Below are 20,490 nucleotides of genomic sequence, written 5' to 3' on the forward strand. Positions count from 1 at the left end.
CCGGGGCGCGCGGCCCCCTGGCCCCGCTCCCGGTCACGCGAGCCCCTGACTCCGCTTCCGGCTACGCGAGCTCCTGCCCCGCGCGTGGAATCAGGCGTTCGCACGGGTTCAGGCTGTTTCGGGCGTCCTGCGCCTGATCTGGCGCGTTCGCCTGATCCCGCGCGGTCGCTCACTTCGCGCGTTGCCGTCCAAGCCCCGCGCCGGGTCCCTGTCCTACCCGCGTGGAATCAGGCGTTCGCGCGAGTTCAGGCGGGGAGGGGCGCTGCGCGCCTGATCTGGCGTGTTCGCCTGATGCGGCGAGTGCGGACGCGGTGCGTGGGGAGCGCGTCACGTCCCCGGGGCGAAGGGCAGGGAGCGCCCCGACAGTCCGCGGCCCCGCCGATCCACCGCGTCCGCGAGCCGCTGCAGAGCCTGCGCCGCCGGGTCCGCCGGATCGGACAGCACGATCGGCGTCCCGGCGTCGCCACCCGTCCGCAGCGCCGTGCTCAGCGGCACGGACGCCAGCAGGTCCACGGTCTCGTCCGAGGTCGACAGCGCCGCCGCGACGGCTGCGCCGCCGCCGGATCCGAACAGGTCGAGCACCGTCCCGTCCGGGAGAGTGAGGGCCGCCATGTTCTCGACGACGCCGATGAGACGCTGGCCGGTCTGGCGCGCGACGAGCCCGCTGCGGATCGCGACGTCCGCGGCCGCCTCCTGCGGGGTGGTGACGACGAGCACCTCCGCGTGGGGAAGGAGCTGGCCGAGCGAGATGGCGATGTCGCCGGTGCCGGGCGGCATGTCGATGAGGAGGACGTCGAGGTCGCCGAAGAAGACGTCGGTGAGGAACTGCTGGACCGTCCGGTGCAGCATCGGCCCGCGCCACGCGACCACCGACTCGCCGTCGCGCAGGAACATCCCGATCGAGATGGCCTTCACGTCGTAGGCCACCGGCGGCAGCATGAGGTCGTCGATCCTCGTGGGCTGCGGGGCCCTGCCGTCCTGGACCATGCCGAGAAGACCCGGGATGGAGAAGCCGTGCACGTCCGCGTCGATGAGCCCCACGCGACGACCCCGCGCCGCCAGGGCGACGGCGAGGTTCGCCGTGACGGACGACTTGCCCACGCCGCCCTTGCCGCTGGTGACCGCGATCACCCGAGTGAGCGAGTCGGGGCCGAACGCCATCTGCCTCGCGGGTCGTCCGCCGCGCAGCCGCTCGGTCAGCGCCCGCCGCTCGTCCGGCGTCATCACGCCGACGTCCACCGTCACCGCGTCGATGCCGGCCACGCCCAGGGCCGCGGCATGCACCTCCCGCTCGATCCGGTTCGCGGCCGGGCACCCCACGATCGTCAGCGCGATGCCGACGCGGGCCTCGGTCCCCTCGACGGAGATGTCCCGCACCATGTCCAGCTCGGCCAGCGGTCGGCGCAGCTCAGGATCCACGACGGCGCCCACCGCGCGACGGACGTCCTCGGCGCTCGCGGCGGTCACGGACGCTGCTCCGCCGCCGGCTCCGGCTCGTCATCGCGCAGTTCCGCGAGGAGCGCGCGCAGCTCGTGCCGCAGCACGTCGCGGGTGACGGGCTGGGCGGTGCGCTCCTCCAGAGCCATCCGCAGGGCGACGATCTCGCGGGCGAGGTACTCGGTGTCCGCGAGGTTGCGCTCCGCCCGCTGACGGTCCTGCTCGATCTGCACCCGGTCGCGGTCGTCCTGGCGGTTCTGCGCGAGCAGGATCAGCGGCGCCGCGTACGAGGCCTGCAGCGAGAGCATCAGCGTCAGCGCCGTGAAGCCGTTCGCGGCGGAGTCGAAGCGCCAGGACTCCGGCACGAGCGTGTTCCAGGCGAGCCACGCCGCGCAGAAGAGCGTCAGCAGCACGAGGAACATCGGCGTGCCCATCGCCCGCGCGACCCACTCGGTGAACCGGCCGAAGCGATCGCGCGAGACCTGGGGGCGGGAACGCACCGCGCCGCGGCGGGGCGCGTCGAGCCCCGCCGACGACGACTGCCGCGCCATCATCCGGCCACTCCCTTGGCCGGCGCGGACGGTTCATCCGCGGCGTCCTGCGAGCGCCAGTCCTCGGGCAGGAGGTAGTCCAGGACGTCGTCGACGCTCACGGCGCCGACGAGCCGGTGCGCCTGATCGACGACCGGCAGCGAGACGAGGTCGTAGCTGGCGAGCATGCGCGCGACCTCCGCGGCCGACGCCGTGACCGGGACCGGTTCGAGGGTGTCGTCGACGATCGCGCCGAGCCGCTCGTGCGGGGGATACCGCAGCATCCGCTGGAAGTGCACGACGCCGAGGAGCCGGCCGGTCGGGGTCTCGAACGGGGGCAGCGTCAGGAACACGGCGGCCGCGAGCGCGGGATGCAGCTCGTGGCGCCGGATGAGCGCCAGCGCCTCGGCGACGGTCGCGTCGGCGGAGAGGATGATGGGCTCGGGTGTCATGAGACCGCCGGCCGTGTCGGGACTGTAGCGCAGGAGCATGCGGACGTCCTCGGCCTCTTCGGGCTCCATCAGCTCCAGCAGGTGCTCGAGGCGCCCCTTCGGGAGCTGCGCCAGCAGGTCCGCGGCGTCGTCCGGCTCCATCTGGTCCAGGATGTCGGCGGCGCGCTCATCGCCGAGCCGGTCGAGGATCGTCATCTGCTCGTCCTCCGGCATCTCCTCGAGCGCGTCGGCCAGCCGCTCGTCCGGCAGTTCCTCCGCCACCTCGATGCGGCGCTGCTGCGGAAGGTCGAGCAGGGTGTTGGCGAGGTCGGCCGGGCGCAGCTCCGAGAAGGTGGCGACGAGCTGCTCGGCGGACTGCGATTCCCCGGGGCGGAGCTGCTCGCGCACCTCGTTCCAGGCTGCGAAGGTCGTGGGCCCCTTGGCGAACGGCGACGCGCTCGTCTTGGGCTTGCGGAGGAAGAGCTGGCCGATCGACCACTCGCCGAGGCGGTTCGGCTCGATCGCGACGTCCTCGATGGCGGCGGTGCCGCTCCCGTCGGCGAAGTCGACACGGCGTCCCAGCAGCTCGGCCATGACCCGGACCTCGCCGTTTCGCGGTTTGAACCGGCGTACGTTCATCAGACCGGTGGTGATGACCTGCCCCGTGCTGATCGACGTGACGCGTCCGATCGAAAGGAAGACCTGGCGTCGCCCGGGGATCTCGCAGACGAGCCCGATCACGCGCGGGGCTGCCGTACTTCGATACACGACGACGACGTCACGGACCTTGCCGAGCCGGTCGCCGGCGGGGTCGAACACGGCGCACCCGGCCAGGCGCGCGACGAAAACCCGCTGTGTGCTCATGGGTTCCAGCGTACTGTCCCGGGTATCGGCGGACGCCCGTCGTTTCCGCGCAGGACCGGGATGTTCACCCGCGGGGCACCGCTCGCGGGAACCTCATGAGAACGGCGTGGAAGAATGGCGGGATGAGCATGCTGAACCGCCCTGCCGGCGCCGCCGAGGTCGGCGAGACCGTCGCCTCCGTGCGCGAGTACGAGGCCGCCCAGAAGCTCGTGTCCAAGCTCATCGCCGCGGAGGTCCCGGCCCGAGACATCGCGATCGTGGGGATGGGCGTGCGCACGATCGAGCGAGTCACCGGCCGGCTCGGCTATGCCAACGCCGCGCGCTCGGGTGCCATCAACGGCGTGCTGATCGGCCTCTTCCTCTCCGCGATCTTCGTCCTGGGCAACCCCGTCGCCCCGATCCAGGCCTTCGTCGGCGTGCTGTTCGTCGGCGTGGCGATGGGCATGATCCTCAGCCTCGTCACCTACGCGATCGTCCGTCGCCGCCGCGACTACGCGAGCGTCATGCAGCTCGCCGCCGATCACTACGAGGTCACCGTGCAGGCAGGCTCGCTGGCCAAGGCGCGCAAGGCCCTCGGCGCAGGGGCGCCCGCGCCCCGCCCTGCGCCGGTCGTCACGGACGAGCCGCCGCGGTACGGGGAACGCGTCGCCCCGGGAACGACGGCGCCCGCGGCCCCGTCCGCGCCCGCGGCGACGCCCGCCCCCTCGGCCGCCCCGGCCCCGGCGTCCGACGAGCCGCCGCGCTACGGCGAGCGGATCGCTCCGCCGCCGCCGGCCGCGATCCCGCCGCGTCCCGCGGACCCGCAGCCCGCCGCGAGCGAGCCCTCCGGGCCGGACGAGCCGGAGCCGAGCGGACCCGGCACGCCGGCGGACGACGCGCCTGCGGCGGAAGCGCCCCGCGCCGATGCCCCTGCGGCCGACGCGCCGGCGGAAGACACCCCGGCGGGCGAAGCGCCCGCCTCGGATCCGGAGTCCGACGGAGGATCCGTCCGCTCGTGACCGAGGGCACCGAGGCGCAGGACGAGCGGGCGCTGAGCGTGCCCGTCGAGCTCCCCGCGGGGCGAGTGGCCGTGCGGGCCGCGTTCGGCGCGGTGTCGGATTCGCCGGCCGTCGTCGCGATCGCGCACGGCGCCGGTGCGGGCATGGACCACCCGTTCCTCACCGGGTTCGCCCGCGGGCTCCGCGACGAGGGCCTGTCGACCGTGCGCTTCAACTTCCCCTACGTCGAGGCGGGCCGGCGCATGCCGGGGCCCGCCGCCCACGCGATCCTCACCTGGCGGGCCGTTGTGGCCCTGATCCGGGAGACGCTGCAGCCCGAGGTCGGCGCCGGCCTCGTCGTCGCCTGCGGCAAGTCCTACGGCGGTCGGATGGCGTCGATGGCCGCGGCCGACGGCCTCGACGTCGACGCCCTGGTGTACCTCGGCTACCCGTTGCACCCGCCGGGACGGCCGGACAAGCCGCGGGTCGAGCATCTGCCCGCCGTCGCGCCTCCGCAGCTGTTCGTCGAGGGCACCGACGACCCGTTCATCCAGCCGCGTCCGCAGCTCGAGGAAGCGGTCGCCTCCTGCCGGGATGCCCGGATCTCCTGGATCGACGGCGGCGGGCACTCCTTCGAGGTCAAGGGCGCGAAGAGGCCCGCGCCTGAGGTGGGCGCGGGCCTGGCTCCGCTCGTGGCGGGTTTCGTCGGCGCCGTCTGACCGTCCTCGCCGTGCTCCGCGCGGCGGGCGGGGCAGGGCGGGCGGACCCGATCAGGGACGCGGCGGGGCGGCGGGCGGAGCGCCCGGCGCCGGCGGCGCGCCGTAGGGCGGCGGGCCGCCCGGGGTCTGCGGAGGCGCGGGCGGCCCCGAGGGCTTGCCCGCATCGATCCACCGCGTGTGGGACTTCAGCGCATGCAGGACGGCGAACCGGACGGCGAGGTAGACGGTGCCGCCGAGGATCACGATCGTGAGGAGCCAGAAGAGCAGCATGCCGACGGCCGGGAAGCCTCCGTAGAACATCATCGGCCCTGCAGGCGGGCGATCCAGGCCTCCACCTCGGCGGAGGTGCGCGGGATCCCGGCGGAGAGGTTCACCGGCCCCTCCTCGGTCATGAGGATGTCGTCCTCGATGCGCACGCCGATCCCGCGGAGCTCCTCGGGAACGGTCAGGTCGTCGATCTGGAAGTAGAGGCCGGGCTCGATCGTGAACACCATCCCCGGCTCGATGATCCCGTCGTAGTACATCTCCCGCCGCGCCTGGGCGCAGTCGTGCACGTCGATGCCGAGGTGGTGGCTCGTGCCGTGCACCATGTACCGGCGGTGCTGTCCGCCCCGGTCCGCGTCCAGCGCCTCGTCCGCGGACACCGGCAGCAGGCCCCACTCCGCCGTGCGGCGGGCGATCACGCGCATGGCGGCCTCGTGCACGGTGCGGAACGGGACGCCGACCCGGGCGGCGGCGAAGGCGGCGTCGGCGGCCTCGACCACCGCGTCGTAGACCCGCCGCTGCACCTCGCTGAAGGTGCCGGAGACCGGAAGCGTCCGGGTGATGTCGGCGGTGTAGAGGCTGTCGGCCTCGACACCGGCGTCGATGAGGATCAGGTCCCCGGGGACGACGGCGCCGTCGTTGCGGGTCCAGTGCAGATAGCAGGCGTGCGGGCCGGACGCCGCGATGGTGTCGTAGCCCTCCCAGTTGCCGTCGCTGCGGGCGCGCTGGTGGAACACGCCCTCGACGATCCGTTCGCCGCGGCTGTGCGCGATGGCGCGGGGGAGGTCCCGGACGATGTCGTCGAAGCCGTCGGCGGTGATGGCCACCGCGCGACGCATCTCGGCGACCTCGTACTCGTCCTTGACGAGGCGCAGCTCCGAGACGACGCGGGTGAGGTCGGGGTCGGCGTCGACGACGAGATCGTCGTCGCCCGGGGCGAACTGCTCCAGGTGCGCGGTCGGGATGTCGAGATCCGCCGCCACGCCCGCCAGCGACGGGCGCGGCCCGATCCAGAACTCGCCGATCGTGGCGTCGGAGTAGAACTCGGCGGTCGTGCGGTCGGCGCGCTCCCGGAAGTAGAGGGTGGCGGTGTGGCCCTCGGCGGTCGGGTCCAGCACGAGCACCGAGTCGGGCTCGGCGTCCGCGGCCCAGCCCGTCAGGTGGGCGAAGGCGGAGTGCGCGCGGAACGGATAGTCGGTGTCGTTGCTGCGCTGCTTGAGCGACCCGGCCGGGATCACCAGCCGCTTGCCGGGGAACGCGGCGGAGACCTTCGCGCGGCGCGCGGCGGCGAACGACGCCTGCGCGCGGGGAGCGGGCAGGGACTCGGGACGATCCGCCCAGCCGGTGGAGATCGTGTCCAGGAAGCCCTGGGGGAAGGGCTGGCGGCGGTTGGTCTTCTCCGTGGCCTCGCCGGTGTCGTCGCGGGTCTCGGCGATCGTGTCGCGCTCTGCAGTGCTCATGCGTCCATCCTCTCACCGGGCCGCGTCCCGGGTGCGACCCGGCGGATCCGCGCGGGTAGTCTGGCGAGGACATGACCGCCGACACCTCTGCACCGACCCGCTGGCTCTCCGCCGCCGGCATCGACGTCGTCCTCGTCCTCGTGTTCGCCGCGATCGGGCGCGCCAGCCATGAACGGGGGCTGACACCGCTCGGCGTCGTGGAGACCGCCTGGCCGTTCCTCGTGGGGCTGGCGCTCGGCTGGCTCGTGCTGGTGGCGTGGCGGGCGCCCCGTGCGGTGCTGCGGACGGGGCTGCCGCTGGCGGTGATCGCCGTCGCGGGCGGCATGCTCCTGCGCCTCGCGACGGGTGCGGGCACGGCCCTGCCGTTCGTCGTCGTCGCGACGGCGACGCTGCTGCTGTTCCTCGTCGGATGGCGACTGGTCGCCGCGCTGATCGCCCGCCGCGCGCGCCGGGACGTCTGAGCGGCCCCGACGCCGGGGCTACGGCGCCACGGGCTCCAGCTGAGTGATCAGGGCCCGGTGATCGCTCCCGCCCGCCGCGGGCAGCACCTGCGATCCGCTCGGTCGCCACTGGTCGGTCGCCATGACGTGGTCGATCGGCGCGCCGACGAGCTCGGGGACGAAGGTCGGCCACGTGCCCAGCGCACCGGCGCCGGTCCGGGCGGCGGCATCACGGCAGGCGCCGAGGTCTCCGCCGTCGACGCCGAGGCCGGCCATGTGGTCGATCGTCGCGTTGAAGTCGCCGGCGAGGATGACGTTGCCGCCCGGGCACTGGTCCGCGACCCAGCGCAGGTCCTCGCGCCATCCGTCCATGTCCTCCGGGCGAGGGGCCACGGTGTGCACCGCGACGACGGTGGGCCCGTCGCCGTCCACCGGCATCACGACGACGCTCGGCACCGAGCCGGTGTTGCTGGTGCCGTCCGCGGCCGATTCGACGACGGCGTAGTCGCCGAGGTCCGGGGAGATCAGGATCGTCGTCTGCCAGGAGTCGGGACCCTGCTCGACGTCGGGGCGGAACTGGACGTGGTGCACCCACATCGGGTGCCCCTGCTCGCGCAGCATGATCGCGATCTGCTCGCCCACGTCCTCGGTGGTCTCGGGGAGCGCCACGATGTCGGCGCCCTGTCCGACCACGGTCCGGGCGATCTCCTCCGCCGGGACCGCCTCGCCGGCCGTGTTCCAGGCCAGCACACGGACGCTGCTCCCGGTCTTCTCGGGGAGCGCCGCCGGCGCGAAGCCGCGGACCGCTCCGATCGCCGCCGACGCGCCGGCGCCCAGCAGCGCCACGATCGCGAGGGACGCCGCGAAGCCACGGAGGGGCCGGGCGACGGCGAGCAGCAGCGCCAGCACGACCACGCCGAGGAAGGCCGCGGCGAGGAGGCCGCGGGAGGCGACCATCTGGGTCACGGGGAAGGTCTGCTCGAGGCGGAAGAACTGCGGCCACGTCAGAACGGCCGTCAGCATCGCGAAGAGCACGGTGAGGAGGATCCCCAGGAGTCGGAACATCGGGTCGAGCCTACGGGAGCCGCCTGGGAGCGGACTGGTGCGCCGCGGGCGCGCCGGTGGCCGTCGGCGCTCGCTACGCTCGGAGCATGACGGATGTTGCGGCGCCCGGCGGGCCCCGGTTCCAGGGCCCCGGCGACCTGCACCTGCATTCGAACCGCTCGGACGGGACCGAGCCGCCCGCGACCGTCGTCGCGCAGGCGCACGCCCACGGCGTCCGCACGATCGCGCTCACCGACCACGACACGACCGCGGGCTGGGACGAGGCGCGGGCCGAGGCGGTCCGGCTCGGGATGACGTTCCTCCCGGGGATGGAGCTGTCCACGCGAGACGGCTGGCGCAGCATCCACGTCCTGGCGTACCTGTTCGATCCCGCGTCGCCGGCCCTGGCGGCGGAGATGCAGCGCATCCGGGACGACCGCGTCGGCCGGGCCGAGCGGATCGTCCGCAACATCGGCCGCGACTACCCGATCACCTGGGCCGACGTGCTCGCCCAGACCTCCGGCGACGCGACGGTGGGCAGACCGCACATCGCGGACGCCCTCGTCGCGCGGGGGATCGCCGTGGACCGCACGGCGGCGTTCGACGGCATCCTCCACCCGCGGGAGGGCTATTACGAGGGGCACTACGCCCCGGATCCCGTCCGCGCCGTGCGCCTGATCACGCGGGCGGGGGGAGTGGCGGTGGTGGCCCACCCCGCCCCGTCCGGGCGCAGCCAGATGGTGCCGGTCCCGCTGCTGGAGGAGCTCATCGCGGCCGGTCTCGGAGGACTGGAGATCGGGCACCGCGAGAACACCCCGTCGGGCAAGCGCGTGCTGCGCGACCTCGCACGCGCGCACGACCTCATCGTCACCGGATCCAGCGACTACCACGGCCACGGTAAGCCGAACCGGCCCGGTGAGAACACGACCTCGGACGACATGGTCCGGCGCATCCTGGAGCGCGGCACGGGATCCTCGCCGTCCTTCCCCGCCTGACCTCTCGGCGCGCGAGCGTCGTTTCGGGGCGTGCGCTGGGGAGGAAACACCCCGGGGCGCGCCCCGAACGACCGAATGCCGCCCCGAAACGGCTCGGGGCCTCAGGCGCCGGACGGGGCGGCGCCTCCGGACCGGCGGCGGCGACGGCGGCGCTGCGGAGCAGGCTTGCCGTCGTGGTGCTCGTTCGTGGTGTCGCCGTCGTGGGTGCCGGCCCCCTCCGCGTTGCGGTCGGTCTCGCCCGCGGGGGCGGACTTCGCCGGCTGAACGGAAGCGCCCTCGGCGAAGGTCGACCCCACGTCACCCGACGCCCGGCGGCGGCGCCGGCGGCGACGCGTTCCTCCCTCGGACGTTCCCTCGGCGGCCGCGTCCGCTGCGCGCTGCGGCTCGCGGGGCTTGCGGGCCGGCTTCTCCGCCGCGGGTGCCGTGCGCAGGCGCCCCTTCGTCCCCTCCGGGATGTTCAGGTCGGTGTAGAGGTGCGGGCTGGAGGAGTACGTCTCGATCGGCTCGGGCTGGCCGAACTCCAGCGCGCGGTTGATGAGGGCCCACTTGTGCAGGTCCTCCCAGTCGACGAACGTGACGGCGATCCCGGTCTTGCCGGCGCGGCCGGTGCGACCGGCGCGGTGCAGGTACGTCTTCTCCTCGTCCGGGATCGTGTGGTTGATGACGTGCGTCACGTCGTCCACGTCGATGCCTCGTGCGGCGACGTCGGTCGCGATCAGGACGTCCTTCTTGCCGGCCTTGAACGCCGCCATGGACCGCTCGCGCTGCTCCTGACCCATGTCGCCGTGCACGCCGCCGACGTTGAACCCCCGGTCGGCGAGCTCGTCGACCAGCCGCTGGGCGGCACGCTTGGTCCGGGTGAAGATGACCGTCTTCCCACGGCCCTCCGCCTGCAGGATGCGGGCGATGACCTCGTCCTTGTCGAGCGAGTGCGCGCGGTAGACGATGTGCTTGATGTTCGCCTGGGTCAGCCCCTCGTCGGGGTCGTTCGCGCGGATGTGGATCGGGTTCGACATGAACCGGCGGGCGAGGGCCACGATCGGGCCGGGCATCGTCGCGGAGAAGAGCTGGGTGTGGCGCACCGCCGGCACCTTCTGGAAGATCTTCTCGATGTCGGCGAGGAAGCCGAGATCCAGCATCTTGTCGGCCTCGTCGAGCACGACCTCGGTCGCGTTCGAGAGGTCGAGCAGTCGCTGCCCCGCCAGGTCGATCAGTCGGCCGGGGGTGCCGACGACGATCTGCGCGCCGGCCTTGAGCTGCTCGATCTGACCCTCGTAGGCCTTGCCGCCGTAGATCGCCACGACGTTCGTCGAGCGTCCGGAGGTCAGCAGGTCGATGTCCTCGTAGACCTGGACGGCGAGCTCCCGGGTGGGCACCACGATGAGGGCCTTGACGCCGGGCTCGGGGTCGATGCCGAGCCGCTGGACGACCGGGATGCCGAACCCGAAGGTCTTCCCGGTGCCCGTCTTGGCCTGTCCGATGATGTCCTGGCCGGGAAGGCCCAGGGGGATGGTCTGCTCCTGGATGGGGAAGGCATCCACGATCCCCTTCGCCGCGAGGGCGTCCACGATGTCCTGATCGATGCCGAGTTCGGCGAAAGTCGTCACTGTTGCACAGCCTGTCCGGCGGCCCGTCGTCTTCCTCGGGCACCGCCTAGAGTACGGATCCACGCCGTTCTTCGAAGCACAGGCGCGGGGCCCCGGTCCGACGCCGGAGCGACATAAGCCTACCCGAGGGCCGGCTCCGCGCCGGAGGAGCCGTGTCGCAGAGGGCTCGCGCCGCTTCGTCCGGGCAGGGGGCGCCCGCCGCAGTAGGCTGAGCGCGTGGTGAGGTGGTTCTGGCAGAGGAAGTCCCCGCGGCGCGCGCTCGTGCTCCGCTCCCGGGGCGACCTGGGCGATGCGACCCGGGTGGATTTCGCGGAGCTCGCTCCGGATCTGAACACGTTCCTCGGCCAGGCGGCGTACCTGCAGCTGGGCTATTTCGAGACCCTCACCCGCCTCATCCGCGCGACGCCGGAGCTCGCCGAGAAGGAGGCGCTGTCGCGCGCAGCCGGCGCGGCGCTCACCAAGCACACGCGTCTCGTGGACGTGATCCGCGAGCGCGGGGACGACCCCACGGAGGTCATGCTCCCGTTCCGAGAGCAGCTCGACGCCTTCCGGCGCAAGACGATCGGCGTGCGTCCGCGGGAGACGCTGCTCGCGGTGTACCTCACTGCCGGGATGCTCGACGACTTCTATCTCGCCCTGGCGTCGAGCTACGGACGTGCCGGCGGGCAGGTCGTGGACATCCTCGCCGCGGCGGACGACCGCAACGAGATCGTGGACATCATCCAGGCGACGATCTCCAGCGACGAGGAGTGGCGCTCTCTGCTGTCGATGTGGGGGCGGCGCCTGGTCGGCGACGCGCTCCTCGTCGCGCGGGCGGCGCTGCGGCCGCGTCAGCTCGGCGAGGACGACGAGCGTCGCGTCGAGCCCGTCTTCACGGAGCTGATGGGCGCCCACGCCCGTCGGATGGACGCGATGGGGCTCGCCTCCTAGAGGTCGGGCCGCGCCGGTCCCGTGTCGGCGGGATCAGATGCCGAGCTCGGCCCGCTGCGCCGCGTCCGAGCGGGTGCGCGCCGAGGTGAGCACGAGCGTCACGGCGACCCCGACGACCACGGCTCCGCCGAGCGAGGCCAGCCACAGCCAGACGCTGCTCTCGGCCAACCCCGCCCACTGGGCGAGCGTGTAGACGGCGGCGGCCGTCGCCGTGGTCACCGCGGGGGCGACGGCGACACCGCGCGTCTCGCGCCCGGGGAGGGCGAAGTGGATCGCCACTCCCGCGGCGCAGGCGGCGATGATCGCGAGGAGGATGTACATCGCGATCAGGCGACGAAGCCGACCCGGCGCGACTCCTCGGTGCCGAGCTCGACGTAGCCGAGGTGCGCGGTCGGCACGATGTAGGAGTTGCCCTTGACGTCGGAGAAGCTCACGTGGCTGGAGTTCTGGTCGAGCGCCGCGGCGACCTGGCTGCGGACCTCGTCGGCGGGGGTGCTCGTCTCGAAGCTGAGCTCGCGGCCGGTGTTGATGATGCCGATGCGGATTTCCACGCGTGCGCTCCTTGCAGATCGTGCAGGTCGGTGAGTTCTCGGCCACTCTATCGCGGGGCCGGGTCCCGGGAGCCGGGAACGGGCGGCGTTCGCGGACAGCGATTCCCGCCCCGGCGACGGCCGCCGTCGGGGCGGGAAGGGCCCCGGTGTCGGGCGTCCCGGCTAGCGTGGACGACATGCCCGAAGACCTCCGCCAGCGCGCCGTCGTCACCGCGCCCGTGGACGCCTCGGGAACCGTGATCGGGGCGCCGGGGACGGGCAAGACCACCGCGCTCGTCGACCGGGTCGCGCGACTGCTCGAGGAGGGGACGAAACCGGACGAGGTCCTCGCCCTGACGCCGAGCCGACAGGCGGCGACCGCCCTGCGCGACCGCATCGGCGTCCGCATCGGCGTCGCGACGCCGGGTCCGCTCGCGCGCTCGATCGGATCCTTCGCCTTCCAGATCGTGCGCGGCGCGATGGTCAGGGCCGGGCAGGAGCCGCCGGCCCTGCTCACCGGGGCCGACCAGGACCGCCTGGTGGCGGCCCTGCTGGAGCAGGATGCGGAGGACGAGGCAGAAGGGATCGTCCGGTGGCCGAGCACGCTGAGCGCCACCGTGCGGTCCTCACGGGTGTTCCGGTCGGAGCTGCGTGCCTTCCTCGCCGAGTGCGCCGAACTGCGGGTCAGCCCGAGCGAGCTGCGGGCGACGGATCGAGCCGCCTGGCACGCCGTGGCCGACTTCCAGACCGGCTACCGCCGCGTCCTCGACCGCGCTCGGTCGAGCCACCGCGACGCCGCGGACCTCGTCGCCGAGGCGTCCGCGATCCTGCGCTCCGCCGATGCCGCGCTGCTGGGGCCTCTCGGCGCGCTGCGTGCGGTGCTCATCGACGACGCCCAGGAGCTCACCGCCGGAGGGGTCGACCTCGTGCGGGCCCTGCGGGAGCGCGGTGTCGCGGTGCTCGCATTCGGCGACCCGGACATCTCCTCGGGAGCGTTCCGCGGTGTCGGTCCGGAGCTGTTCGCGGGACTGGCGGCGGTCCTCGGCGACGTCCATGTGCTGGACGAGCCGCATCGTCAGGTGCCGGCGCTGACGGCTCTCACCCGGACCGTGACGCAGACGATCGGCACCGCGGGACGGATCGAGCACCGTCGCGCGCCGGACGCCCCTGCTCCCGCGGACGACGGCCCCGAGGCGGACCCGCCGGTGACGACGGCCCTCGCTCCCTCACCGCACGCGGAGATCGATCGGATCGCGGTCACCCTGCGGGACTGGCACCTCACGCACGGCATCCCCTGGGAGCGTATGGCCGTGATCGCGCACGACACTCGGCAGATCTCCGAGCTGGAGACGGAGCTGGCGGCCCGCGAGGTCCCGACGCGCGCCGCGGGGGTCCAGCACCCGCTGGGCAGCGAGGCGATCGTGCGCGACCTGCTGGGGGTCGTCCGGCTGGCGCTGCAGCCCGCCGCCGATCGGGACGCGCTGGAGCTCGCCGAGGCGCTGCGGACGCCGTTCGGGGGTCTGGACGGCGTCGGACTGCGCCGCCTGCGCGCGCATCTGCGACATCGAGAGCTCGAAGCGGGGGGAGCCACGCCGGCACGAGAGCTGCTGCGGAACGCGCTCGCGGAACCGGCGCTGCTGACGCACATCGACACGGCGGAGGCCCGGACGGCGGATCGGTTCGCCGTGCTTCTGCGGGACGTCGCGGCCGCCGCGGCCCGAGGCGAGACGATCCACGATCTGCTGTGGCGGGTGTGGGACGCCTCGCGCGCGCCGGACGGCCGGCGTCTGGCGACGGCCTGGCAGGAGGCGGCGGCGTCTGCGAGCGGAGCCGAGACGGCTCGTGCCCTGGACGCGCTCGTGGCACTGTTCGACGCCGCGAAGCGCTCCGTGGAACGCTCGCCCGAGAACGGCCCGGAGAAGTTCCTGCACGAGATCCTGGAGAGCGACGTCCCCGAGGACTCCCTCTCCGCCCCGGAGCGCGCCGGGACGGTCACCCTGCTCACGCCCGCATCGGCGCTGGGCACGGAGTTCGACGCGGTCGTCGTCGCCGGGGTGCAGGACGGCGTCTGGCCGAACCTGCGCCTGCGGGGCGGTCTGCTGGAGACCTGGCGGCTCGCGGACGTCATCGCGGCGGCGCGCACCGGGGAGCCGGAGCACGTGCACACCACCGTCGACCGCCGACGCGCGGCGCTGCACGACGAGCTGCGGCTGTTCGTGCGCGCGATCTCCCGGGCTCGCCGCCGACTGATGGTGACCGCCGTCGACGACGACGATCGCAGCCCGAGCCCGTTCCTCTCCTTCCTGCCGGCGCCGCGCACGGACGACGACGACCTCCTCGCGCACCCGCTCACCCTGCGCGGGCTGGTCGCGCGGCACCGCCGCACGCTCACGACGACGCCGCCGATCCCCGCGCATGCCGCCGCTCGCGCCGAGGCGGCGGGGCAGCTGCGGCTGCTCGCCGAGGCGGGCGTCCCCGGCGCCGCACCGGAGGAGTGGTACGGCGTGCGTCCCGCGTCCACCTCCGCGCCGCTGCGGGACCTGGAGACGACCGGCGTCCGGGTCTCGCCGTCCAAGGTCGAGTCCTTCGAGGAGTGCGGTCTCAACTGGGTGGTGTCGGCTCTCGGGGGCGACACGGTGCTGCCGCCGTCCGCCGGACTCGGCACGATCGTGCACGAGGCCATGGAGCGGGTGCCGGACGGCGACCTGGAACGACTGCGCGCGGTCGTCGAGGAGCACTGGCCCGAGCTCGACTTCGAGACGGCGTGGATCGCGCGCAAGGAACGACGCCGGGCCGACCTGTACATCGAGCGGCTGCACGCCTACCTGTCCGCCGTCGCCCGGGACGGAGGCCGGGTGGTCGCCGCCGAGGGCACCTTCCGCTTCGCCGTGGATCTGACCGACCCCGATGCGCCCGTGGTGCGCGCACCGGACCCCGAGCGCGCGGCGCATCAGGCCCTCGTCAACGGTGCGATCGACCGTGTCGAGGTCTACCCGGCCGGGGCCGGGGAGCACGCTGCGGCGCGGGGGCAGCGGTGGACGGAGATGGCCGCGGGAGAAGCAGGGGAACGCGTCGTGGTGGTCGACCTGAAGACCGGCAAGTACGAGCCGGACACGGAGTCCGCGGTCGCCGCGCACGCGCAGCTGTCGGCCTACCAGATCGCCGTGCAGGAAGGGCTCGTGGACGGGGCGAGCCCCGCTGCGCTTGCCGGCGCGCGGCTGGTGATCGTGTCGAAGACGGTCGGGAAGGCGGACTACCGGGTGGCGCATCAGCACACGCTCGCCGACGAGGCGCGGGAGCAGTTCCTCCTCCGGGTGGCCGACGCCGCCAGGGGGATGGCGGCATCGAGCTTCACCGCGCAGGTGGAGGCGCACTGCGCCGACACGCAGGTCCGCGTGCAGACCTGCCGGATCCACACCGTCCCGGCGGTGTCCGCGTGAGGCCGGAGGGGGCCCTGCTCCGCGATCCGGCCTGGCCGGACGGCGACGGCGTCTCCGCCGTCGAGATCGCGGCGGCACTGGGTCTTCCCACTCCGACGCCGGCGCAGCAGCGGGTGATCGAGGCGCCGCCGGCGCCCGCTCTGGTCGTCGCCGGTGCGGGCAGCGGCAAGACCGAGACGATGTCGGCGCGCGTCGTGTGGCTGGTCGCCAACGGGCACGTGCGGCGTGACGAGGTGCTCGGGCTCACCTTCACCCGCAAGGCGGCGGGTGAGCTGGGGGAGCGCATCGGCGCCCGCCTCGCCGTGGTCGACGAGTTCGGTGTCCGCGGTCTGCTTCCGCACGTGCCGGAGATCGTCGCGGGCGATGCGTTGCGGCGCGTCCAAGAAGCCGCGCCGGGGCGGCAGCGAGCGCTCGTGCGCAGCCACGTGCTGGACGAGCTGGCCGAGCGATTCGACACGGGATGGGATCCGACGGCGCCGCGCGCAATCGAGGACCTGATGATCCGCCCTCGCGTCTCCACGTACAACGCCTTCGCCGACGCGCTGGTGCGCGAGCACGCCGCGCGCATCGGACGGGACCCCGAGGCGGCGATGCTCAGTCAGTCCGCGTCCTGGCTGATCGCGCGTCACGTGGTCCTCCGGGCCGAGCTTCCGGGGCTGGAGGAGATCGACCGGTCGGTGACCGGGGTGATCGACGCCGTGCAGAGGCTGGCCGGCGACGTCTTGGACCACCGGGTCGATCTCGATCGGATGGAGCAGCTCGCCCTCGACCAGGCCCGCGCGTTCGAGCCGTACCGGGCGCGTGCCGAGGTCGAGACGGCCGTGACCAACCTGCTCACGATGCCCGTGCTCGTCCGGCTCGTGCGCGACTACATCGCCGAGAAGGACCGGCGCGGGGTCCTGGACTTCGCCGACCAGGTCGGCGGCGCCTTCGACATCGTGGAGGCGGCCCCGGAGGTCCGCGCGGAGCTGCGGGAGCAGCATCGGGTCGTCCTGCTGGACGAGTACCAGGACACCTCGGTGATCCAGACGCGGTTCCTGTCCGCGCTCTTCCACGACTCCGCCGTGATGGCGGTCGGCGACCCGCATCAGTCGATCTACGGATGGCGCGGGGCGAGCGCCGACAACCTGTACGCCTTCGGCGGCGCGTTCGCCCGGGAGAGCCGCGCCGCGACCTACAGCCTGATGACGAGCTGGCGGAACGACCGGCGGATCCTGGACGCCGCGAACCGGGTCCTCGTCCCGCTGCAGCGCCCGGGACTCGACGTGCCCGGGCTCGAGCCGCGTCCCGGCGCGGGAATCGGGGACGTGCAGGTGCGCTTCCCGCTCACCGTGGACGACGAGGCGGCGGAGGTGGCCGACTGGTTCGTGGCGCGTCGCGCCGCGCACGCCGCCGGTGCCGGTCCGGGCTCGCCGGGCGAGGGCCCCGCTCCGCACACCGGCGCGATCCTGTTCCGCTCGAAGCGCCACATGCAGACCTTCGCCGCCGCGCTGGCCCAGCGGGGCGTGCCGCACCGCATCCTGGGACTGGGCGGGCTCCTGTCCACACCGGAGGTCGTCGACGTCGTGTCGGCGCTGCGGGTGATCCACGATCCGACCTCGGGCTCGGCTCTGATCCGGCTTCTCGTCGGCCCTCGCTTCGCGGTCGGCGTCGCGGACATGGCGGCCCTGTACGACCTCGCCGTCACGCTGGCCGAGCGCGACGGCGCCTACACGCCCCTGCCGGAGGAGGTCCGACAGCGCCTCCGCGCCTCGCGCGGAGCCGACGAGGCGGTCTCGATCGTCGACGCCGTGGATGTCGTCCGCTCCCTGCCGGACGACTACCGCCTGCTCGCCGGGATCAGCCCCGAGGGTCGGGCTCGTCTCCGAGAGGCGGGTGAGATGCTCGAGAGGCTGCGCCGGGCCGCTGGGCAGCCGATCCCCGAACTCATCCGCGCCATCGAGCTGGAGCTCCGGCTGGACATCGAGCTCGCCGCGAACGAGTCCCGAGGGCCCGCTCGGCTCGCCGGGACGCAGCTGCGGGCGTTCGGCGACGAGGTGCGCGCCTTCCTCGCCGCGGACGAGCGGGGGAGCATCGGGAGTCTCCTGGCCTGGCTCGACAAGGCCGAGAGCACGGACGAGCTCATGCCGCGGCCGGAGCCGCCCGAGCCCGGCGTCGTCCAGCTGTTGACGATCCACGGGTCGAAGGGGCTCGAGTGGGACGCGGTCGCCGTCGTGCGGCTGGTCGAGGACGAGCTTCCTGGGCGGGTGACGGATGCGCAGGGCTGGTTCGGCTTCGGTGTCGTGCCCTTCCCGCTCCGCGGCGACCGGGACGCGCTGCCCCGGTTCGACTGGGACCCCGCGGGCGCGAGGGAGGCGGCGGGGCCGGACGCCCGCGCTCAGGACAAGGCGGCGCTGGACTCCCTGGCGAGCGGCAGCCGGGACCCGGACAAGCGCGGCGCCCTCCCGAGGTTCAAGGACGCGTACCGCGAGTACCAGCGTGCCGAGGAGCGTCGTCTCGCCTACGTGGCGTTCACGCGGGCGCGGCACGACCTCCTGCTGTCGGGGTCGCACTGGGCGGGTCAGAAGACGCCGCGGACGCCCAGCCCGTTCCTGCGCGAGGCGATCGACGCGCTCGGGCTGGAGGAGATCGGCGAGACGGATCCGGACGAGAACCCCTACGACGGAACCGGTCTCACCCGATCCTGGCCCCTCGACCCGCTGGGCGATCGGCGTTCGCGCGTGGTCGACGCGGCCGAGGCCGTGCGGGCGGCGGCGGACGGCCCGGCCCCCGCACCGGACCGCGTGTTGCAGCGGCTGCTCGCGGAGCGGGAGGCGCGACGCCGCGGCACCGATGCCGACGCACCCACCCGCGTCCCCGCGTCGCGGTTCAAGGACTACGTGACGGACTTCTCCGGCACCGTCCGGTCGTTGACGAGGCCGATGCCCGAACGACCGTACCGGCAGACACGACTGGGGACGCTCTTTCACGCCTGGGTGGAGCACCGGTCCGGTCTCGTCGGGGCCGGCGCCTCCACCGATGATGCGCTCTGGGAGCAGGACGCCGAGGAGAACCAGGGCGACGAGATCGGTCGAGCGGACGCCGCGGACCTGGCACGACTGCGGGAGATCTTCGAACGGTCCGAATGGGCGCCCCTGCGTCCGATCGCGGTCGAGACCGAGATCGACTTCGCGCTCCCGCCGTCCGCAGGCGATCCCGGCCGCATCGTGATCTGCAAGCTCGACGCCGTCTACCGCCGGGAGGACCGCGGCGGTCGGATCGAGATCGTCGACTGGAAGACCGGGCGCCCGCCCGCGACGCCGGCGGAGCGGGAGGAGCGGATGCTCCAGCTGGCGCTCTACCGTCTCGCCTACCACCGAAGCACGGGGGTGCCGATGGCGGACATCGACGTCGCCCTGTTCTACGTGGGGGACGACCTCGTGATCCGCGGGGACCGGGTCTACTCGGAGGAGGAGTTGCTCCAGCGCTGGAACGCGGCGCGCGCAGCGCGCTGAGCCTCCTCCTCGTCGGAGGAGACGGCGGCCGCGGGCGAGGAGGACGCACGATCGTCCGCGGGACCGTCGTCCGGCCGCAGGCCTGCGGCGTCGAACGCCTCCCCGTCCAGATCGATCGGGGCCGTGTCGTCCGGATCCGCCCCGTCCGTCCCGGGCACCGTCCGATCCGCCGTCGGCGACTCCCCGGTGTCGTGCCGCGGTCCGAAGGCGGCTGTGTCGTCCGCGGCGATGCCCGCGAACGCGCTCGGATCGTAGGCGTCCGTCTGCATCGAGGTGTCCACCTCGGCGGTCGCGGTGGCCGGCACGCTCTCGAGCGCGACCATGGCCTCGTCCACGCCCGCCCCGGGACCGCGACGGGGCACGAGATCGTCGGTGCGGATCCCCTCGGCGAGCGAGTCCAGCAGCTGCGCGGCGTCGTCGACGATGTCCGGACGCCGAGTCTCGTCGCCGTGGAGCAGCCAGCGGGCGAACTCGAGCTCGGCGAGCAGCCGGGAGCGGACGCGCAGCGCCGGATCCGGGGAGCGCAGCGTCGCGGAGGCGTAGGCGGAATGGACGTCCTCCCACGCATCCGGGGCGGACGCCAGCCATGCGAGATCCGCCGCGGGGTCGCCGATGCGCAACCCGTGCCATCCGATCACGCCGGAGACCTCCGGTCCGAAGTCGGGGTCGTCCTCGAACAGGAACGAGCCGGCGTGCGCGCCGCCGAGCACGACGGCGGACTCGAACCGCCAGACGTCGTCGGTCTCCACCGCCTCGCGCCAGCGCACGGTGAGCCGCGCCGAGACCCGTCCCGTCGCCGCGGCGCGGTCGACGAGCTCGCGGATGTCCTCGCGGACCTGTTCCGGCGTGCGCTCACCGAGACCGGCGGCCCGGACGACGGACAGCGGCAGGGCGTGGATGCCGGCGATCGCGGCGCCGATCGCCGTCGCGGCGCCTCGCCCGGCGGGGATGTGGGCGGCCTCCACCTGGAAGCCGGGGACGAGCGAGGAGACCAGCGCCCGCGCCTCGCCCACGCGCGTCTCGCCCAGCGCCTCGGGGACCGCGAAGGGGAGCATCTCCCGCGCGCCGGCGGTGAGCGCGCGCAGGGCGATCGCCTCCGACGCCAGTTCCGCGCTCGTCTCGTCGTCGCTCGCGACGCGGATGGCGACCTCGCGTCCGTCGGCCAGCGTGGCGACGGCGGAGTCGAAGCGCCCGTCGCCGTCGGCGGACAGCGCGCGGGCGCCGACGACCTCGGCTCCGGGCACGGCGGCCGTGACAGCCGCGGCTAGAGTGAAGGGAGAGCGAGCCATGCCACCAGGGTAGGTCGGCGGCACCGCCCGCCGGGCCGC

At 73.7% G+C, this 20,490-nt stretch carries 17 protein-coding genes; 7 read left to right on the plus strand and 10 right to left on the minus strand.

Annotation, left to right across the window (positions count from 1 at the left end; all coding sequences use genetic code 11):
• Window positions 1-327: 327 nt before the first annotated feature.
• The 3 genes from K8F61_RS01380 to K8F61_RS01390 are packed head-to-tail and all read right to left on the minus strand — an operon-like array spanning window position 328 to window position 3,262.
• A complete protein-coding gene (locus K8F61_RS01380; RefSeq protein WP_231820438.1) occupies window positions 328-1,467 on the minus strand; it encodes an Mrp/NBP35 family ATP-binding protein in 1,140 nt (379 codons plus the stop codon).
• A complete protein-coding gene (locus K8F61_RS01385; RefSeq protein ID WP_219085163.1) occupies window positions 1,464-1,988 on the minus strand; it encodes a DUF1003 domain-containing protein in 525 nt (174 codons plus the stop codon). Before K8F61_RS01385 ends, K8F61_RS01380 begins: the two co-directional genes overlap by 4 nt.
• Window positions 1,988-3,262 carry a magnesium transporter MgtE N-terminal domain-containing protein gene (locus tag K8F61_RS01390; RefSeq protein ID WP_067250242.1) on the minus strand — a complete coding sequence of 425 codons (1,275 nt, stop codon included), beginning with the start codon at window positions 3,260-3,262 and terminating at the stop codon, window positions 1,988-1,990. The genes K8F61_RS01385 and K8F61_RS01390 overlap by 1 nt, the downstream gene beginning before the upstream one ends.
• A 122-nt stretch (window positions 3,263-3,384) precedes the next feature.
• Here K8F61_RS01390 and K8F61_RS01395 point away from each other — a divergent pair, with 122 nt between their 5' ends.
• Together K8F61_RS01395 and K8F61_RS01400 are read left to right on the plus strand one after the other, a co-directional pair.
• On the plus strand, window positions 3,385-4,260 hold the full coding sequence (locus tag K8F61_RS01395; RefSeq protein WP_231820439.1) for a YflT domain-containing protein: 876 nt from the start codon (window positions 3,385-3,387) through the stop codon (window positions 4,258-4,260).
• Window positions 4,257-4,958 (plus strand): alpha/beta hydrolase family protein, encoded by a 702-nt coding sequence (locus K8F61_RS01400; RefSeq protein ID WP_231820440.1) that lies wholly within the window; start codon window positions 4,257-4,259, stop codon window positions 4,956-4,958. The genes K8F61_RS01395 and K8F61_RS01400 overlap by 4 nt, the downstream gene beginning before the upstream one ends.
• A 51-nt stretch (window positions 4,959-5,009) precedes the next feature.
• On the opposite strand, the gene K8F61_RS01405 is transcribed toward K8F61_RS01400, so the two are convergent.
• Window positions 5,010-5,261 carry a hypothetical protein gene (locus K8F61_RS01405; RefSeq protein ID WP_231820441.1) on the minus strand — a complete coding sequence of 84 codons (252 nt, stop codon included), beginning with the start codon at window positions 5,259-5,261 and terminating at the stop codon, window positions 5,010-5,012.
• Window positions 5,258-6,682: an aminopeptidase P family protein gene (locus K8F61_RS01410; protein WP_231820442.1), complete on the minus strand. Its 1,425-nt coding sequence runs from the start codon at window positions 6,680-6,682 to the stop codon at window positions 5,258-5,260. Before K8F61_RS01410 ends, K8F61_RS01405 begins: the two co-directional genes overlap by 4 nt.
• 71 nt (window positions 6,683-6,753) lie before the next feature.
• On the opposite strand from K8F61_RS01410, the gene K8F61_RS01415 reads away from it, so the two are divergent.
• A complete protein-coding gene (locus K8F61_RS01415) occupies window positions 6,754-7,143 on the plus strand; it encodes a DUF3054 domain-containing protein (protein ID WP_231820443.1) in 390 nt (129 codons plus the stop codon).
• Window positions 7,144-7,161: 18 nt separating this feature from the next.
• Here K8F61_RS01415 and K8F61_RS01420 read toward each other — a convergent pair whose 3' ends face one another.
• Entirely contained in the window at window positions 7,162-8,187 is a 1,026-nt protein-coding gene (locus K8F61_RS01420) for an endonuclease/exonuclease/phosphatase family protein (RefSeq protein WP_231820444.1), read from the minus strand.
• Window positions 8,188-8,273: 86 nt separating this feature from the next.
• Here K8F61_RS01420 and K8F61_RS01425 point away from each other — a divergent pair, with 86 nt between their 5' ends.
• Window positions 8,274-9,161, plus strand: coding sequence for a PHP domain-containing protein (locus K8F61_RS01425; RefSeq protein WP_231820445.1), 888 nt, complete (start codon window positions 8,274-8,276; stop codon window positions 9,159-9,161).
• 101 nt (window positions 9,162-9,262) lie between these two features.
• Here the strand turns inward: K8F61_RS01425 and K8F61_RS01430 are convergent, their stop codons facing one another.
• Window positions 9,263-10,768, minus strand: coding sequence for a DEAD/DEAH box helicase (locus tag K8F61_RS01430; protein ID WP_231820446.1), 1,506 nt, complete (start codon window positions 10,766-10,768; stop codon window positions 9,263-9,265).
• Between the two features lie 216 nt (window positions 10,769-10,984).
• On the opposite strand from K8F61_RS01430, the gene K8F61_RS01435 reads away from it, so the two are divergent.
• On the plus strand, window positions 10,985-11,698 hold the full coding sequence (locus K8F61_RS01435) for a ferritin-like fold-containing protein (RefSeq protein WP_219084917.1): 714 nt from the start codon (window positions 10,985-10,987) through the stop codon (window positions 11,696-11,698).
• Window positions 11,699-11,731: 33 nt separating this feature from the next.
• Here K8F61_RS01435 and K8F61_RS01440 read toward each other — a convergent pair whose 3' ends face one another.
• Together K8F61_RS01440 and K8F61_RS01445 are read right to left on the minus strand one after the other, a co-directional pair.
• Window positions 11,732-12,019 (minus strand): hypothetical protein, encoded by a 288-nt coding sequence (locus K8F61_RS01440; RefSeq protein ID WP_219084918.1) that lies wholly within the window; start codon window positions 12,017-12,019, stop codon window positions 11,732-11,734.
• A 5-nt stretch (window positions 12,020-12,024) separates the two neighbouring features.
• Complete coding sequence (locus K8F61_RS01445) at window positions 12,025-12,249, minus strand: DUF3107 domain-containing protein (protein WP_067249077.1); 225 nt, start codon at window positions 12,247-12,249, stop codon at window positions 12,025-12,027.
• A gap of 176 nt (window positions 12,250-12,425) precedes the next feature.
• Here K8F61_RS01445 and K8F61_RS01450 point away from each other — a divergent pair, with 176 nt between their 5' ends.
• Both K8F61_RS01450 and K8F61_RS01455 read left to right on the plus strand, forming a co-directional pair.
• Window positions 12,426-15,668, plus strand: a complete 3,243-nt coding sequence (locus tag K8F61_RS01450; protein ID WP_231820447.1) for an ATP-dependent helicase — start codon at window positions 12,426-12,428, stop codon at window positions 15,666-15,668.
• The gene (locus K8F61_RS01455; protein WP_231820448.1) at window positions 15,665-19,162 is read left to right on the plus strand and encodes an ATP-dependent DNA helicase; all 3,498 of its coding nucleotides are present in this window, start codon (window positions 15,665-15,667) and stop codon (window positions 19,160-19,162) included. Before K8F61_RS01450 ends, K8F61_RS01455 begins: the two co-directional genes overlap by 4 nt.
• On the opposite strand, the gene K8F61_RS01460 is transcribed toward K8F61_RS01455, so the two are convergent.
• Window positions 19,108-20,451, minus strand: coding sequence for a phosphotransferase (locus tag K8F61_RS01460; RefSeq protein WP_231820449.1), 1,344 nt, complete (start codon window positions 20,449-20,451; stop codon window positions 19,108-19,110). The genes K8F61_RS01455 and K8F61_RS01460 overlap by 55 nt on opposite strands.
• Window positions 20,452-20,490: the final 39 nt, after the last annotated feature.

This window comes from Microbacterium resistens, from assembly GCF_021172025.1.
In the GTDB taxonomy this organism is placed as follows: domain Bacteria; phylum Actinomycetota; class Actinomycetes; order Actinomycetales; family Microbacteriaceae; genus Microbacterium; species Microbacterium resistens.

Excerpts from the sequence above, each read along its gene's own strand:
- K8F61_RS01385 (WP_219085163.1), bottom strand. The coding sequence starts at position 1,988 with ATGGCGCGGCAGTCGTCGTCGGCGGGGCTCGACGCGCCCCGCCGCGGC.
- K8F61_RS01420 (WP_231820444.1), bottom strand. The coding sequence starts at position 8,187 with ATGTTCCGACTCCTGGGGATCCTCCTCACCGTGCTCTTCGCGATGCTG.
- K8F61_RS01405 (WP_231820441.1), bottom strand. The coding sequence starts at position 5,261 with ATGATGTTCTACGGAGGCTTCCCGGCCGTCGGCATGCTGCTCTTCTGG.
- K8F61_RS01410 (WP_231820442.1), bottom strand. The coding sequence starts at position 6,682 with ATGAGCACTGCAGAGCGCGACACGATCGCCGAGACCCGCGACGACACC.
- K8F61_RS01450 (WP_231820447.1), top strand. The coding sequence starts at position 12,426 with ATGCCCGAAGACCTCCGCCAGCGCGCCGTCGTCACCGCGCCCGTGGAC.
- K8F61_RS01460 (WP_231820449.1), bottom strand. The coding sequence starts at position 20,451 with ATGGCTCGCTCTCCCTTCACTCTAGCCGCGGCTGTCACGGCCGCCGTG.
- K8F61_RS01425 (WP_231820445.1), top strand. The coding sequence starts at position 8,274 with ATGACGGATGTTGCGGCGCCCGGCGGGCCCCGGTTCCAGGGCCCCGGC.
- K8F61_RS01415 (WP_231820443.1), top strand. The coding sequence starts at position 6,754 with ATGACCGCCGACACCTCTGCACCGACCCGCTGGCTCTCCGCCGCCGGC.
- K8F61_RS01440 (WP_219084918.1), bottom strand. The coding sequence starts at position 12,019 with ATGTACATCCTCCTCGCGATCATCGCCGCCTGCGCCGCGGGAGTGGCG.
- K8F61_RS01390 (WP_067250242.1), bottom strand. The coding sequence starts at position 3,262 with ATGAGCACACAGCGGGTTTTCGTCGCGCGCCTGGCCGGGTGCGCCGTG.
- K8F61_RS01395 (WP_231820439.1), top strand. The coding sequence starts at position 3,385 with ATGAGCATGCTGAACCGCCCTGCCGGCGCCGCCGAGGTCGGCGAGACC.